Origin of the sequence: Zhongshania aliphaticivorans (assembly GCF_902705875.1) — a bacterium.
In the GTDB taxonomy this organism is placed as follows: domain Bacteria; phylum Pseudomonadota; class Gammaproteobacteria; order Pseudomonadales; family Spongiibacteraceae; genus Spongiibacter; species Spongiibacter aliphaticivorans_A.
In genome coordinates this window covers 2,370,057-2,386,595 of the sequence record NZ_CACSIK010000001.1, presented here as the reverse complement: position 1 = coordinate 2,386,595, position 16,539 = coordinate 2,370,057, and the positions used below count along the sequence as shown (strand labels likewise).

The 16,539-nt window shown below is 48.1% G+C and carries 11 protein-coding genes; 7 read left to right on the top strand and 4 right to left on the bottom strand.

The annotated features are described in order from the left end of the window. Positions 1-38: 38 nt before the first annotated feature. The 4 genes from AELLOGFF_RS10915 to AELLOGFF_RS10900 all read left to right on the top strand — a co-directional run bounded on the left by AELLOGFF_RS10915 (position 39) and on the right by AELLOGFF_RS10900 (position 9,200). Positions 39-1,001: a GGDEF domain-containing protein gene (locus AELLOGFF_RS10915; protein WP_159268773.1), complete on the top strand. Its 963-nt coding sequence runs from the start codon at positions 39-41 to the stop codon at positions 999-1,001. Then, positions 991-2,028 (top strand): helix-turn-helix domain-containing protein, encoded by a 1,038-nt coding sequence (locus tag AELLOGFF_RS10910; protein WP_159268772.1) that lies wholly within the window; start codon positions 991-993, stop codon positions 2,026-2,028. Before AELLOGFF_RS10915 ends, AELLOGFF_RS10910 begins: the two co-directional genes overlap by 11 nt. Positions 2,029-2,228: 200 nt before the next feature. Continuing rightward, entirely contained in the window at positions 2,229-3,671 is a 1,443-nt protein-coding gene (gene gtfA / locus AELLOGFF_RS10905; protein ID WP_159268771.1) for a sucrose phosphorylase, read from the top strand. A 249-nt stretch (positions 3,672-3,920) separates the two neighbouring features. Then, positions 3,921-9,200: a choice-of-anchor J domain-containing protein gene (locus AELLOGFF_RS10900; RefSeq protein ID WP_159268770.1), complete on the top strand. Its 5,280-nt coding sequence runs from the start codon at positions 3,921-3,923 to the stop codon at positions 9,198-9,200. 333 nt (positions 9,201-9,533) lie between these two features. Here AELLOGFF_RS10900 and rrtA read toward each other — a convergent pair whose 3' ends face one another. Both rrtA and AELLOGFF_RS10890 read right to left on the bottom strand, forming a co-directional pair. Beyond that, complete coding sequence (gene rrtA / locus AELLOGFF_RS10895; RefSeq protein WP_159268769.1) at positions 9,534-10,127, bottom strand: rhombosortase; 594 nt, start codon at positions 10,125-10,127, stop codon at positions 9,534-9,536. 3 nt (positions 10,128-10,130) lie between these two features. Next, positions 10,131-11,768, bottom strand: coding sequence for an ethylbenzene dehydrogenase-related protein (locus tag AELLOGFF_RS10890; protein WP_159268768.1), 1,638 nt, complete (start codon positions 11,766-11,768; stop codon positions 10,131-10,133). A gap of 439 nt (positions 11,769-12,207) precedes the next feature. On the opposite strand from AELLOGFF_RS10890, the gene AELLOGFF_RS10885 reads away from it, so the two are divergent. The 3 genes from AELLOGFF_RS10885 to AELLOGFF_RS10875 all read left to right on the top strand — a co-directional run bounded on the left by AELLOGFF_RS10885 (position 12,208) and on the right by AELLOGFF_RS10875 (position 14,564). After that, positions 12,208-12,414, top strand: a complete 207-nt coding sequence (locus AELLOGFF_RS10885) for a cold-shock protein (RefSeq protein WP_008251819.1) — start codon at positions 12,208-12,210, stop codon at positions 12,412-12,414. 172 nt (positions 12,415-12,586) lie between these two features. Further along, positions 12,587-13,975, top strand: coding sequence for an ATP-dependent RNA helicase DbpA (gene dbpA, locus AELLOGFF_RS10880; protein ID WP_159268767.1), 1,389 nt, complete (start codon positions 12,587-12,589; stop codon positions 13,973-13,975). A 46-nt stretch (positions 13,976-14,021) separates the two neighbouring features. Then, positions 14,022-14,564, top strand: coding sequence for an AAA family ATPase (locus AELLOGFF_RS10875; protein ID WP_235035662.1), 543 nt, complete (start codon positions 14,022-14,024; stop codon positions 14,562-14,564). On the opposite strand, the gene AELLOGFF_RS10870 is transcribed toward AELLOGFF_RS10875, so the two are convergent. Then, on the bottom strand, positions 14,545-15,039 hold the full coding sequence (locus AELLOGFF_RS10870) for a TIGR00645 family protein (RefSeq protein ID WP_159269369.1): 495 nt from the start codon (positions 15,037-15,039) through the stop codon (positions 14,545-14,547). The genes AELLOGFF_RS10875 and AELLOGFF_RS10870 overlap by 20 nt on opposite strands. A gap of 154 nt (positions 15,040-15,193) precedes the next feature. Continuing rightward, the gene (locus AELLOGFF_RS10865; protein WP_159268766.1) at positions 15,194-16,495 is read right to left on the bottom strand and encodes a DEAD/DEAH box helicase; all 1,302 of its coding nucleotides are present in this window, start codon (positions 16,493-16,495) and stop codon (positions 15,194-15,196) included. Positions 16,496-16,539: the final 44 nt, after the last annotated feature.

Here is a 16,539-nt window from a genome sequence, read left to right as displayed (position 1 = left end):
CAGATCTTAAAAGCGGTGTCATTGTTGAAGGTAAAAGTATGAAAAAAGAAAATTCGCTGAGCTTTTCTGACTGGCAGGGCTTGCATCACAAAGTACCAGCACTGAAGTCAGCTGGACGTTATCGCTATGGCCGCGTCTATGGCGCCATGGCATTGGGTTGCGTTTTATTCGCTTTAGCGGCATCAATTACCGGAGAGCTTAAAGCGTGGTCAGACATTGATTGGCTGGATGTTGCCGGAGAAGGCATGGTGGTGGTTGCTGTATTAAGTTGGCTGCATTTTTTATTGCAGTGGCGGCCACCAGGCCCAGTCACACAATGTTTGTTGGCGGGGTTTGGTAGCTTAGGTTTTGGTTTTTATCTTGATGTATTGGATGAGTTTATCCGCTTGGGTGGTTCGGGGTGGGGGGCTTCTTTAGAGTCTGTGGTTACGCCATTGGCGGTATTACTGATTACTTATGCTGTGATTGCGCTTAGTCAAGAGCAGCGGGTATTCGCGCGCCAACAGTTGCGCCGTGAAGCTGGGGTGCGTGATCATCGGGATATTGACCCTGTTACAGATTTATACAGTGGCAGCTATTGTCGCCATGCCTTGGCGGATGCCTTGAGTGAGACCAAAGCGGTCTCTCTTTGGTTGATTGATTTAGATAATTTTAGTGCGGTGAATCGCCTGCATGGATTTGCCTGTGGCGATGCAGTATTAAATCGTGTCGCGGCGACGTTGGTGGCCGCCGTACCAGAAGAAGCTTTGGTGTGTCGCTACGGTGGTGATCGCTTTGTGGTTATTGCTGGCCCCACCGAACGCCCCGGCTTGCAAGGGGCATTAGGGCGGCTTCTCAGTGAGGCAATTCAACTTGCCTTATATCATCGTACGGGAGACAGTTTTGAAATTGCTGTGCGTTTAGCGGTGGTGGAGTCGAGCCCTGGTGAAGATGCTGCTGGATTACTAGCTCGTGCTAATGCCGAAATATTGGCTACAAAGCGACGCGATAATGAACACTAATTCTTATATTGTCGCAACGGATAAGGTTATTCCTGCGTGGTTGCAACCGGTGGCAGTGCTGGACTTATGCGCGGCTCGAGGCATTAATCCCCATGCTTTATTACAAAATACGGCGCTGTTTGCCAGCGATTTACCGTTTACTGGTCGATACCTTAGTCTACGCCAATTCCAACAATTGTTATTAAATGCTAATAATTTGTGGCCGGGTTCAGACTTTCCTTTTCAGCTGGGGCATCAACTGTTGCAGCATGGCTTGGGTCCTGTTGTGACCTTAGTTGATAGTTATACCGCGTTAACGCCACTATTGTCCTTGCTATGTAACTATTCGGCCATCATTTCACCCGCGCTCACTATGCGGTTGGTGGAATCTACCGAAAATAAGCTGCTGTTAATGATTAGTCCCTCGGCGTTTGAGCGAGTAGATAATATTGCGCTGGTTGCGGCCATGACGTCATTAACTAGTATGATTACGCGTTTTTCCGGTGTTGGTGAGTTGCGTTACTTTTTTAGTGCGAGGGAGGGGGCGGGGCGCGAGAATTTTACTGCGCATTTACAAGGTATATGTTGTTTTAGTGCGCCCTTCGACGGCGTACGTATTGAAATAGTTAATAAAGAAAGCGCAGCTGAATGTCAAAGTTTGCGTGGTCGTGTAGCTATTGCCGAGTGCGATGCTTTGCTCTCTGCGCCACCTTACCTCTCTCAACGTCTACGAGAATTATTTGCTCGTCAACATGGTCTTCAATCCGACCTTGCTGGCTGTTCCGAGGCGCTGGGTGTTAGTCAAGCAACCTTAAAGCGTCGTTTACGTGAACATGGGCTCTCTTTTCAGCAACAATTAGATAGTTTTCATCTCGAATTAGCATTGATTGAACTGCTTTTAAAACAGGCGACGGTTGATGATGCTGCGGCACGTTTGCACTTCCATGATAGCAGTAATTTTCGGCGTGCATTCAAACGCTGGACAGGATTGAGTCCTAGCCTGATGAAAGCTAATTTTCATGATTTGATGCTACCTGTATTAAAGTAATAGGACAGATGAGTTAGCTAATTCTTCGCAAGCGCCCCTGTGTTTTGGTGGGAGCTCGATAGGAGTTTGGACAGTTTGCGTTATTTATCTGAGTGAAAGGCTAAAAAAACGGCTTTTATTGCCCTTGAGTGCACCAGTTATTTGCATGCTTGCAGCGCAGTGGTTATGGTTGAGTATCCCTCACAGACTGGAGCCGTCGTATGGCCTTGCGCAATGCTGTGCAGATGATTTGTTATCCTAATCGTCTTGGTAATGACCTCAAAGATTTACACACCGTGATTGAGCGGCATTTTTCAGATGCTATTGGTGGTGTGCACATTTTACCTTTTTTCCCTTCCAACGCGGATGCCGGTTTTTCGCCGCTAACCCATAAAGAGGTTGATCCTGAATACGGGACTTGGGAAGACATTGAGCGGATTTCTTCTAAGTACGATTTGTGCTGCGATGTGACGGTTAATCATATCTCCGACGAGTCTGAAGAGTTTAAAGATTTTATCGCCAAAGGCTACGACTCTGAATACGCGGATCTATTTGTTCACGTTGATAAGTTTGGCGAGATTACGCCAGATGATTTAGCCAAAATCCATATTCGTAAAGAGAAGGAGCCTTTTCGCCGAGTTGATTTTGCTGATGGCAGTACGGGGCGAGTGTGGTGTACCTTCACCGAACATCAGATCGACTTAAATTATGAGTCAGAGCTGACGTATCAATTGATGGAAAATTATATTGGCTTTTTGGCGCAGCGGGGGGTGAACCTCTTTCGGCTGGACGCTTTTGGTTACACCACCAAGCGTATAGGCACGAGTTGTTTTTTGGTTGAGCCCGATGTCTATCGCAATCTTGACTGGATAAACGGCGTTGCGCATTTACATGGCGCAGAAGTCCTGCCAGAGGTCCATGATCACAGCAGTTATCAATACGCCATAAGCCGCCGAAATATGCACCCTTACGGTTTTGCTTTGCCGCCGCTGTTGTTGTTTTCATTGCTTGACGCTAATAGCGTGTACCTTAAAAACTGGCTGCGTATGTGCCCGCGAAATATGGTTACCGTATTAGATACCCACGATGGTATTTGTATTCCGGATGTTGAAGGGGTGCTACCTGAGGAAAAAATACGCGCACTGATCGATAATATTTCTAGTCGTAGTGCTGACCCGATATTGCGACGTTCGGCTGCCAATATCCACAGCGTTGGGGCAATCTACCAATTAACCTGTACTTTTTATGACGCCATGATGCGCAACGACGATGCTTATCTGGCAGCTCGGGCGATTCAGTTCTTTTCGCCGGGAATACCTCAGGTTTATTACGTTGGGCTTTTGGCGGGCTGTAACGATAATGAGTTGATGGACGAAACTGGTGAGCTCAGAGATATCAATCGTCATTTTTATAGTATGGATGAAATTGATGAGGCAGTTGAGCAACCGGTAGTGCAGCGCTTACTGGCATTGATGCGATTCAGAAGTAATTATCCCGCATTTGATGGCCATTTTGAGTTGGGCTATTCCAACGACTCCAGTGTGTCTATGGGTTGGCGACATGGTGAATATTATTGCCATCTTTTTGTCGATCTTAATTTTAACACTGCCACTGTGACTTATTTAGATGAGGAGTCCTTGGCGGAATGTCGCCTGCAGTGTTAACGGTGTTCTCCTGAAGTGATGTTGCAACCGTTTGCAGGGCGCAACATCACTTGATGTGATTTTTGGGAGGGATAACCCCTCCATTCTGATTCACCTGCCCCTTTTCAAACTCTTTTTTGTTTGTCATTAAACTGTCTTTGAACCGTCAATTTCTAGCGACGATATTGTCATATCCGCTTGTTAGTTTGTTTCTCGTATTGTGGCTAGGACCCTAGCCAGAAACTAACTAAATTCGTCAGCGGAGTGTTTATGAAGCATCGTTTAAGTGCGATGGCTATTGCAGCTATAAGCCTGTATGGCCAGCAGGCCATGGCAGCCAGTGATTTACACCGAATTGCATGGACAGCGGATCCAGCTACTACAATCACGATTGCTTGGCGACAGCTTTCTGGTGATGACGCCCACGTTATGATCGGAACGTCGAGCGACGGTTCTGCGTGGGTCCGTGAGGAAATTGATCAAAGCACCTCATTACAGCATCCGGGTGATGCGATTGGCGATACCTTAGATAGTGAGCTTGCTCATATTGCTGGCCTGAACGCGGACACGGCCTACTATTATCAAATTTGCGACAGCGAAGGCTGTTCAGAGACCTCCTGGTTCAAAACCGCCCCTAATAACCCTGTGGACTTTACCTTTATAGCCGGTGGTGACTCGCGAACTAACCAAGAGCCAAGACAGATTGGTATGGCTCTGGTGGGTAAAATTAGACCCTTGTTTGTGTTGTTTAATGGCGACTTCACCGATGTTGGATCACGTGAACAGTGGGAGTCTTGGTTAGAAGATTGGCAGTCGGCGCGCAGTGCAGATGGTCGGGTGTATCCGGTTTTGGCGAGCCACGGCAACCATGAAAATGACGTAATCGATATGCTCAATTACGTGTTTGGCGTCCCCGAGAAAGCCTATTACGGTTTGAATGTGGGTGGCGATATGATGCGTATCTACACCTTGAACTCAGAAACTGAGCCCGGTGTTGGTTACGGTGAGTATTCACTGCAATCAGACACGGTGTGGAATGAACAAACCGCTTGGTTGAGTGCTGACGCGAACGCGTCAACGGCGACATGGAAAATGGCGAGTTACCACCGCCCAATGCGGCCACATACAAGTGGCAAAGCTGAGGGTGAGGGGCGAATTACTGCGTGGGCGCAAACGTTTGTAGACGGCAATTTCGACGTGCTAGTTGAATCAGACACCCATATGGCGAAATACACCTTTCCCGTTGTTTTCGACAGTGGCGAGGGTAGTTACCAAGATTTTAAACGCGATGATTTGAACGGTAGCTTGTTAATTGGTGAGGGCAGTTGGGGTGCACCCACGCGTCCTACGGATGACGACAAACCATGGACAATGGATAGTGCCTCTTTTTGGCAGTTTAAGTTAGTTCATGCCTCACCAAGCAAACTTGATATTCGCACTGTTCGTTTTGGCTCGGAAGTTGAAATGAATGCAGGTACTTTGCCCGACCCAGATGACGTGGTGGCATTGACTCAGGCCGAGCAAGATGCCGATGCCTTTGCTATACCAAGCGGTTTACCACTCTGGAAGCCGCTATCGGGTGAAGTTATCTCCTTGCCGGCGACGGGTTTTGTTGGAGCCGATATTGATAATGTACAGCTGGTGGGTAGTGGCGCGCTATGGCATTTCTTGGACGACGGCAGCAGCCCAGATAACTGGCAGGATAATGCGATTGATGACGCAGCATGGGCAACTGGCCACGCGGCTCTAGGCTACGGCGACGGTGATGAAACGACGGTTATTGGCTTTGGCGGTGACGATAATAATAAATTCACCACCTCGTATTTTCGTCGTCATTTCACCGTGGGCTCACCCGAAGACGTCATAAAACTTACCTTGCGCTTGCAGCGGGATGATGGCGCGGTTGTCTATATCAACGGCCAAGAAGCACTGCGCAATAATATGCCCAGCGGCGATATTAGCAGTTCAACTTTTGCGGTGAATGCTATTGGCGGAACGGCAGAAAGCACGTATTACGAATTTGCCTTGCAGCCTGATTTGTTAATGGCCGGTGATAACGTAATTGCGGTTGAAGTCCATCAGTCTGACGCGGGCAGCTCTGACGTCAGCTTTGATCTGGATTTAACAGCGGTGGTGTCGAATCTGGTGGCAGACGTTCCTGAGGTGACCACAACACTAACGGCAACGGCGCTGTCGACCAGTGAGATTGAAGTAAGCTGGGATGATGTTGCTGAGTTCGATGAACTGGGTTATCAGCTTGAGCGTAAAAACGTTCACGGCTACTGGGATATTTTAACGTGGCGTATTGATGCGGATACTACGACGTATTTAGACAGTCAGTTAGAAGAGGGTGCGAGCTATGAGTACCGTGTTCGTCCCTATAATGCGGCGGGCCTAGCGGCAGCGAGTGAGCCGGTGCTTATCGCCACGGAATCAGATGCGATCCCACGCTTATATGACGAGGGTTTTGACAGCGAAACGTTCGGTGACATGACCACCTATAGTCGTAGTAGCGACAAAGACTGGTCGATAGGCAGTTACGATGGTCAGTTCTACGCTCATGCCAACGGCTACGGTGGCGATACTGCCAGTGATGATTGGTTGATTACGCCGTCATTTGCGCTGGCGTATTATCGCGATGCGAGCTTGGCATTTGAAGCGGCTTACAACTACGGCGGACCATTGCTTAAGGTGATGTACTCTCTGGATTACCAGCCTGACGTCAATGCTGACCCAGCGTCAGCAACATGGTTGGAAATACCCGAATGCGCTGCCGCGGCGGATGACATGTGTTGGAACGAGCCATCAGCAGGTTCTTACACCTTTGAGCCATCCGCAATTGATGTTTCTGGTATCAATGGCGAGTCGGTGCATTTTGCTTTCCAGTACATCTCTGATAGTGGCGACAGTGGTGATGGCCGAATTTGGCAAATCGACAATATAGTACTCCGTGGTGTTTATCAAAATGCCGAAATCAGCGGTAGTGATTTCGCCAGCGGTATTCCAGGTGAGTGGACAAATTACGACGGCGGCAGTGATAAAAACTGGGAGGCAGGTTCAGAAGGCGGCATTGATGGCGCTTTCATTAATGGCTACGGTTCTGCTGGAAACGAGCAAAGTAATGACTGGCTCGTATTTCCACAAACAAGCTTGGCTGCCGGTAGTGACAATGCACTGGAGTTTGATTTCTACAAAAAGTATGACGGACCAGCGCTGAAAATCATGATCTCGACAGATTATGTCGACGGTGCTGATCCGGCTAGCGCAACTTGGACTGATCTCAATATTGAGTTACCTGACCTCTACGATGAGTGGGCGACGATAGGGCCTATTAGTCTAGCGGGCTATGAGGGTAATGTTCATGTTGCCTTTGTCTATACCTCAACCGGCGGCGCCCCTGGTGAAGCGGCGGCGATCGGCATTGGCAATGCGCGAATCGTTAAAGCGTTGGAAGGTGTGGAGCAGCAACGAGAGCTCGTGGTAGAAACCTTTGAGGATCCAACATCTTTGGGCAGCTTTATAGCCTACTCACGTAGCAGTAATGCGGATTGGGTTGTGGAGACGCGCCAAGAGCAGCAGGGAGCGGTCGCGAACGGTTTTGGTGCTGATGACGTAAGTGACGACTGGTTGATTTCACCGAAACTAAGTATTTTAAATTGGCAGAATGCGCTTGCTGAATTTGAAATCTACACCAACTACGGTGGTCCCGCTTTAGAAGTATTAATATCGACTAATTATTCAGGTACTGGCGACCCCTTGGCTGAAGGTGTTACTTGGGATGCCCTGGATATTGATCAAAGCGGCGAAGTAAGTGACGCCTGGAATAGTTACTCTGTGAGTATTGCTCAATACACGGGCGAGGCCTATATCGCCTTCCGCTATACCACCGTTGGAACCGGCGGCGGTGAAGGGCGTCGTCTTGGTGTAGACAATTTTAAAGTGCTGAGTAACTACGGTGAAGAAAGTTTGCGCAGTAGCTTCTCTCTGGCAAAAACTAGCTATACCACGATTGAGCCCGTCAGTTTCAGTGCCTCAGTATCGGGCGGTAAAGCGCCATTTACTTATGCTTGGGACTTTGGCGATGGCAACACGTCAGACCTTGCCGAGCCAAGCCATACTTATGACACCGCCGGAGTTTATAGCGTTAGTTTGAGTGTGGTAGACGCTGACGGTAAAACCTCAATGATTAGTCGAAATGATTTTGTGACTATTATTGAGTCGACAAATGAGGGGGTTGCTGAAAAACAAGGCGATATACGTGTAGCGACCTTTAATGCTTATTTAAATCGCAGCAGTGAGGGTCAAATCCTGACCGACGCGCAGAGTGGTGACGATGCGCAAATTGCGAACGTGGTTGAAATTATTCAACGTGTACGTCCTGAGATCTTGTTACTAAACGAGTTCGATTATGTTGCTGATGGTTCTGCAGTACAGGCATTGCAAGACGAGTACCTGAGCGTTAGCCAAAATGGGGCAGAGGTGATTGACTACCCCTATGTCTATTTGGCGGAGTCGAATACCGGCATTATGACGAGCTATGATTTTAATAATGACGGTGAGTCAGGCAGTGGTGGTGACGATGCCTACGGCTTTGGGGAATTCCCCGGTCAATATGGCATGGTGGTGTTATCGCAATATCCTATCGTGACCGAAGACGTGCGTACCTTCCAAACCTTCTTGTGGAAAGATATGCCCGATGCCTTATTACCTGTTGATCCTGATACGGGTGATAGCTGGTATACCACTGACGAGTTGGCAGTGTTCCGTTTGTCGTCAAAAAGCCATTGGGACGTGCCGGTGCAAGTGGGCGATCAAGTTGTGCATATACTTGCTAGCCACCCAACGCCACCGGTGTTTGATGGTGCTGAAGATAGAAACGGTAAGCGTAACCATGATGAAACTCGGTTCTGGGCTGACTACGTTAACCCAGCGGCGTCGTCATATATCTACGATGATGCGGGTACCACTGGCGGCCTAGCGGCGGACACTCGATTTGTGATTCTTGGTGACTTGAATGCATCCAGCGTAGAAGGTGACGCCACGGGCGACCCGATTGCTCTGTTAACCGATAGCAGCTTTATTGATGGCAGCCCCATGCCGAGCAGTACCGGCGGTGTTGAAAATGACCCTGATAATAGCTATTCGGCCATGCACACTGCAGATTGGATGATGCGTGCTGACTACGTATTGCCTTCGGTATACGGCTTAGAAGTAGAGCAGTCGGCGGTGTTCTGGCCTGGTCAAGCTGATGTGCTGTATCGTCTAGTGGGTCCCGGTGTTAAGAGTTCAGATCATCGTTTGGTGTTTGTTGATATGAGCATTACTGATGAGACCACTGACCCCGGCACAGATCCCGGCACAGATCCCGGTACAGATCCCGGTACTGATCCAGGGACAGACCCTGGAACGGATCCAGGTACTGATCCTGATTCGACCGATGATTCATCAAGTAAGAAAGACGATGATAAGTGGTATGGTAGCAGTGGTTATGAGTTCTTAATGTTTGCTGTGGCTTTGCTTGGACTGAGCCGTTTTCGTAAGCAGAAATAAACCCAAGCAATTCCGCGGAGATCAAGTCTCGCGGTAGCTGGAAACTAGGCCCCGCTAATATGCGGGGCTTTTTTTAAGCTCAATTTAAGCTAGATTACTGCGTATGCTACTGAGGTTTTGGTTTGGATCGAGTGCCGTATAGATCAACCTAGGCACTCAGTTATCGCTTAACAGTTAGGGTGAATATCGGCGGGGTTGGCAAGAGGAGCTTCATGACCAGAATAGCCACGTTGTTATGTTTACTCGTGAGGTTGGGGCTAGCCGAGGGGCGCTAGGGTGAATCTATAATGTGCTGCCAATACCTGCAGCTCGTGTCGTTCATTCATCGTGCGTTTAGTCCGCAATGGGGTGTTGCTTAGTTTTTATTACGGCCATCATCGTAGCGCTAACAGTGATGCCTGCGACTACACCATATAGGTGGGCAGCGGTGGCGACGTTTCCGCCAGTCATTGTGGTGCTGTAAGTCATAGGGCCAATGGTCTGTTCAATAGTGATTTTAACAATAAGGAACGCCGCAATGATGCAGGCAGTTGCTTGACGCCAGGCTACAATACTGCCTCCAGCGAGTAGCGCATAAAACACGCCAGAAAACCCCAAGTAGTATTCCATATTAGGGTTGAAGCATAGCAACGCGATGCTAATTCCAAGGCTGCTAAATACTATCAAGGCCATGAGTCTAGCTGGCTGGCGTAAAACTGGCAGCAAGAATAAAGCGCCGAGAAAAGACATTAGATTGAGTAGCGTATGCTCAGTATTTGCGTGCACCCAATGGCCGGTGAATAACCGCCACCACTGACTCTGAGTGAGAATGGCGGCGCGATCAAACTGCCAGTGCTCTGCATTATCCAATAGATTTAACGCTAGCATTATGACGACGAGCATCGTGATAAGTGCGATCGCTTTTTTGTTTATGCCTTCTTCGCTCACGGGTTAGTTGTTGTTATCTGCATCTTCTAGGACCAAACGGAGTGGGTGGAGATGATAAGAGTGGCGTATTTGCGAGTGATCGAAGACCGCCAGCCACAAATATACGTCGTCCATGACAGCTAAGTCGAATTTTGAACCGGTATTTAATTTGCGTTTTAGTTCCAGTGTCCAGCTGCCGTTTCGCCATTGTGCACCGCTGTCGATATCACCTCGGTCACCGCTAAATTTACCCAGCGATAATACCGATGGCATGATGCTGCCCACGGGGAGGGTGTCAGCACTTGTGCTATAGGGGTTGGTGTCTTGCCATCGCATCCACCAACGACCTTTATCGCTAGTGTCGGCGCTAAGACTGATAGTTTGTAAATGTTGAATTTGTTTTGGGTTGTTGGGCAGGCGGCGTGGTTGAATAATGCCTTCCTCATATAATTCCCAGTTCATTATGTAACCACCGCATTCGTCCTTGACTCGGTAATCGTGATTTTCCCAGCGCAGTAAGTGTTCGCAATCAGGATCTTTTTGATAACCTCCGGTATAGCGAGCAATCTCAGAGGTGGAGGGTAGCGGCGGCCCAAAGTAATTGTCATCGGCTTGGCCAATACTCAAGCCGGTACGTACTGCTTTCCAGTGCCAGACATCGGTGATGCTGCCATCTAGAGTGTAATGTAGGCCTCTTTGGGCGGCGGGGTTGGGTTGGTTTTTTAATGGTTGGGCACCCAAATGAACGGTGCCGGCCCCCGCAATTTCCGATGAGGCTGAAAGCATTAGGGCTAGTTTGTCTTCGTAAAAGGTGTTCTCGTCCGCGACGGTTGCTTGGGTCTGCATGATTTTCCAACCCTCAGCAGTTTTGATCAGTGGCAAGTGTTTTAGGCTTTGGGTGGCATCCGGCCAGCTAATCAGAAAATAAACATAGTGATTGTCGTGAATGGCGCGAATGTTGACCGCTAATGGTGGCAAAGACTGTTCGCCACTTTTGGTGGTATTGACTGTCGTGGGATTAATTTGATTCCAAATTGATTCTCTTGCTTCGCCGTCAAGGTCAATTTTTTGGGCGCTGTAATGTATTGTCAGGCTGTCTTTTTGAGCGCTTTCACCAAGTCCAACTATTGCAACACCAATAATGGCGGCGAGTCCGAGGCTGATGAGGCTGATGCGAGTTTGCATGAGCCTTGGTCGAAAAATACTCAGGAGTCGTTGCCAGCCGCCCTCTGCGATTAGGGCGGCAATGTGCAGTATTAAATAGCTTAGGTAGCTCCAAGCTGCAATGTAGTGAATGGTTCTGAGCAGGTGCTGCAGGTGGGGGGCGGCATTACTGTAGAGTGCGTAGCCAGTAAACAATGAACTGGCGAGTAATAACCATCCCAGCCATATAATCAGCTTGCTCAGGTTTTCTGCTGTATAGATAGGGTTGCGTGGACTAATAATGTATTTTCGCCAGCGCTGACTCATCGCCAAATAAGCAATATATCCAAAGGCTAGGAATATAAGGCTAATACCGACCCAGCTATGCCATTGGTAGACGCTGCCCAGGGGTAGCAAGAAATCAATGGCGGCAGCCCAGCTATCGGGAGAGCCGGCGGCCGCGATTCTCATACCACTAAAGAAGGCGGCTAATAGCCCAAATAATAACAGGAGATGCATTACGCAAATCGTTAGACTAATAGAGGGATATTTGGTTTTTAACATAAGTTGCGAATAATCTGTGTCATGTGTATTTCATGTCATAGTTTATCGCCTTGATGTGACATTCTTAGGTCCTTAAATAAGGCCAACTGCATGGCCGTTTTAATGACAGTGCCGTGACATAGTTAATGTTGACACTGTGTTTTCGTAAAAATGGGTTGGCGGGGTTATTTATAAGGCAACTACACCGGGAATAGGGGTATTAGGGGGTGGACAAGCACGGAAATGTCTATATACTCAGTCGCAGCTAGAAAGTTCGACCTATATTTATGTACACCATTTCGAAGTCCTGTCTGTAGTTTTCGTCCTGTACTTCATAAGTAATAGAATCACTTCCAGCCTAACCGACCTGATTTCAGGTCAAAATTACCTTTGAATATTTTTCAGGAATAAAATTATGTCTACTACTACTGGCACAGTAAAATGGTTCAACGAATCTAAAGGCTTTGGCTTCATCGAGCAAGAATCTGGCCCAGACGTTTTCGCTCACTTCAGCGCTATCTCTGGTTCAGGCTTCAAAACTTTGGTTGAAGGCCAGCGCGTTCAGTTCACTGTTACTCAAGGCCAAAAAGGTCCTCAAGCAGAGAACATCGTAGCACTGTAATTTGCTATAGGCTGGGCTCTCGGGCTCCAGCCAGCTTCAAGCCCTAGTGGATTGAATGCTAAAAGGGCAAGACCTAAGGGTCTTGCCCTTTTTTCTTTTCAGTAACATTATTTGTCTCTATACAGCGCGCTACCGCCGCGTTTTTTCTTTGCGGTATTACAGGATAAATACCGTGAGTCAGACTGCATTTTCGTCCCTTCCCCTTAACGCCGCATTACTCGATAACCTAACATCCTTGGGCTATCATGAAATGACCCCGATTCAAGCCCAAGCTTTGCCACATACCCTACACGGGAAGGATGTGATCGCACAGGGTAAAACCGGTTCAGGTAAAACAGCGGTGTTTGGTTTAACACAGTTGCAAAAGCTCAATGTAAAACGTTTTTGTGTTCAATCATTGGTGCTGTGCCCTACGCGTGAGTTAGCTGACCAAGTTGCTAAAGAGCTCCGTAAACTAGCGCGCACTATTCATAATATTAAAGTGTTGACCTTGTGTGGTGGTATGCCCTTTGGTCCACAAATTGGCTCTTTAGAGCACGGTGCTCATATTGTGGTGGGTACCCCAGGGCGTATCGAAGAGCATGTGCGTAAAGGCACACTAAAATTAGACAATGTGAATACCTTGGTGCTGGATGAAGCAGACCGGATGTTGGAGATGGGGTTTCAAGATTCGCTGGATACCATCATTGGCTATATCCCAAAAGAGCGTCAAAGCTTGCTATTCAGTGCGACGTACCCTGATGAAATTCAAGATGTCGCCATGCGAATTATGCAGCGTCCGCTATTGGTCAAGGTTGAGTCAACACATGATAACGACAGCATTGCCCAGCACTTTTTTAAAGTAGCGGATAATACTCAACGTATTGTCGCTGTTAAATTACTGCTACTGAGATACCGGCCTGATTCTACCGTTATCTTTTGTAATACCCGTCATGAAACCCAACAAGTATGCGACGATTTACGTGAGGCAGGCTTTAGCGTGCAAGCGCTCCATGGTGATTTAGATCAAAAAATGCGTGACCAAACTTTGGTGCGCTTTGCGAATAAAAGCGTATCGGTTTTGGTGGCAACAGACGTTGCTGCGAGAGGGCTAGATATTGATGCACTAGATGCGGTGATTAACTACCACATTGCCCGTGATGCAGAAGTGCATATCCACCGTATTGGTCGTACTGGTCGTGCTGGCGGTAAGGGCATTGCGTGCAGCCTTTACACGGCTAAGGAAAGCGCCAAGATTGCCCGTATTGAAGAGATGCGTGGCAATAAAGTTGTCCCCGAATCCCTACCTGATATTAACCATCTAGATAAACCAACGTTTAAACCGCCTATGGCGTGTTTACAGATAGATGGTGGTAAAAAGCAAAAGGTTCGCCCCGGTGATATTGTAGGGGCGCTCACAGGGCAAAATGGCATTGCTGGCACCGATGTTGGAAAAATCCACGTTTTTGATAATACGGCTTATGTTGCCGTGCGCAATGATGTGGCTGCTGACGCACTGCGTAAGCTGAGTGAAGGCAAATTGAAGGGGCGTAATTTCAGAGTGCGACGTATCCGCGGTTAAGTGTCAGGGCGTGAGGCGCTAGTTGGCGGAATACAGGGAGTAGTTTGTGTTGAGTAAACGGTTTCTTATATTCGGTAATTCGGGTTCTGGTAAGTCGACGTTGGCGAGCGCCTTGGCTGCTAGCAAGGGTATTGCTCATTTAGACCTTGATACCCTCGCATGGTTACCAACTACGCCGCCGCAACGAGCACCGCTTCAGGATGTTGAAGGTGAACTGCGCAACTTTGTACAAAGTCATTCTGCCGAGGAGAGCGGCTGGGTTGTTGAAGGCTGTTATAGCGATTTGTTGGCACTACTTAGTGCTGATGCGGATCATATTTTATTCTTAAATTTGCCCGTAGACGCCTGCATTGAAAATGCCAAAGCGAGGCCGTGGGAATCACATAAATACGCCTCCAAGACGGCACAGGATGCCAACTTGGCAATGTTACTAACGTGGATTGGCCAATATACTCATCGGGGTGATGAGTTTTCTTTTTCGGCTCACCAACAGTTTTACGATGCTTTTACGCGTCGTAAAACCATGATCAGTGAAAATATGCATTTTGACAGGGTGCTAGATGGGCTTATTAATGGTTGTGCCGGGTGAGTTTGTCTAGCATGCCCATAGCAAATGCCGAAAGTACAAACGTTAAGTGAATAATGACGTACCACATTAATTTATCATTTTCGATTTTATCGGCATTCATAAATATTTTGAGAAGGTGAATGGATGAAATCGCGACGATTGAGGCTGCAACCTTGTTTTTAAGGCTTCCGGTATCCAGCTTGCCCAGCCAGTCTAATTTTTGATCACCTTCCTTTAAATCGATTTGTGAGACAAAGTTTTCGTAGCCTGAAAACATCACCATCACAAGTAATCCGCCCACTAGCGATATATCGATGAGTGATAACACCAACAGAACCAAGTCCATTTCTGATGTCTCAAAAATATGTGGAAGGACGTGGAATAATTCTTGGAAAAACTTAATCGTTAGCGCCAATATGGCGAAGCTCAAACCTAAGTAAATGGGTGCGAGCACCCAGCGAGCAGAATATAAAATGCGTTCAAATACTTTTTCCAGCATGGGGGAATGCCTACGTTACTAGTGGGAAAATTGGCTGCTTATTTTAGTGCTGCGACTGCAAAACGGGAAGTCATTTACGGATAAAACAGATGTAACTGACAGTGGCAGCAAGCAGAGAGCGCGACACTGGGTTAGGAGTGTCGCGAGCTGATTAAGCTTTTGGTGCGCTGTGGGCTTGATTGCCTTTGTTGCGATTACCATTAGGTCTGCTATTTCTGCTACGGGGGCTGGCGGGGCGTTGGCCGTCGCGATGCTCGCTGCGGTTTTTTGGGCGAGGCTTGCGAGGTGGTCGCTGATTGAGTCGAGACTCGGGCAGAGGATGAGTGGGAATAAAACCTTCAACAACTTCCCTTGGCAATATTTCCTGTATCAGACGCTCAATATCCGTGAGAAGTTTGAAGTCATCAAGGCATACCAGTGATACCGCGTTACCCGTTGCACCAGCGCGGCCGGTTCGGCCAATACGGTGTACATAGTCTTCAGGCACGTTTGGTAAATCAAAGTTAACAACTTGGGGTAGCTGGTCAATATCCAAGCCCCGTGCGGCAATATCAGTTGCAACTAGTGCACGAACGGCGCCGCTTTTAAAGTTGGCTAGGGCCTTGGTGCGCGCTGCCTGACTTTTATTGCCATGAATGGCTGCCGCGGTAATCCCCACTTTGTCTAGCTGTGTGGCTAGGCGATTGGCGCCATGCTTGGTCTTAGAGAAAATGAGAACCTGTTGCCAATCATTGCTTTGAATAAGGTGAGTTAATAAGTTAGGTTTTTGACTCTTATCGACAGGGTAAATAAATTGGCTAACGCTTTTAGCAGTCGAGTTCTCAGGGCTTACGGAGACCTCTACTGGGTTGTTAACTAATCCTTTGGCGAGGGTGCGAATGTCGCCTGAGAATGTGGCCGAGAACATGAGATTTTGTCGCTGTTTGGGTAACACCGCCAAAATTTTGCGAATGTCATGAATAAAACCCATGTCGAGCATGCGATCTGCTTCGTCAAGCACCAAAATTTCTAACTGTTGAAATTTAACCGCATTCTGGTTGTAAAGATCGAGTAGGCGACCGGGGGTGGCAACGAGTACATCTACGCCACGGCGCAGTTTCATCATTTGTGGATTGATTTTAACGCCGCCAAAGACCACGGCTGAACGCAATGGCAAATGCTTGCCGTAGGTGGCCACGCTTTCGCCAACTTGCGCGGCTAATTCACGAGTGGGTGTTAATATCAAAACGCGTGCTTGGTTTGCTTGGGCACGTTCACCGCGAGACAAAAGCTCTAATATGGGCAAGGTGAAGCCAGCCGTTTTGCCTGTACCTGTCTGAGCTGCGGCCATTACATCCCGGCCCTCCAATACAGCGGGTATGGCCTGTGCTTGGATGGGGGAGGGTGTGTCGTAACCTTGCTCGGCTATAGCCGCCAAAATTGGGGCAGATAAGCCCAGAGAGGTAAAACTCATATAATCATTCACTCAAAATTGTCGCGTGTCGCGGCGTGATGGTC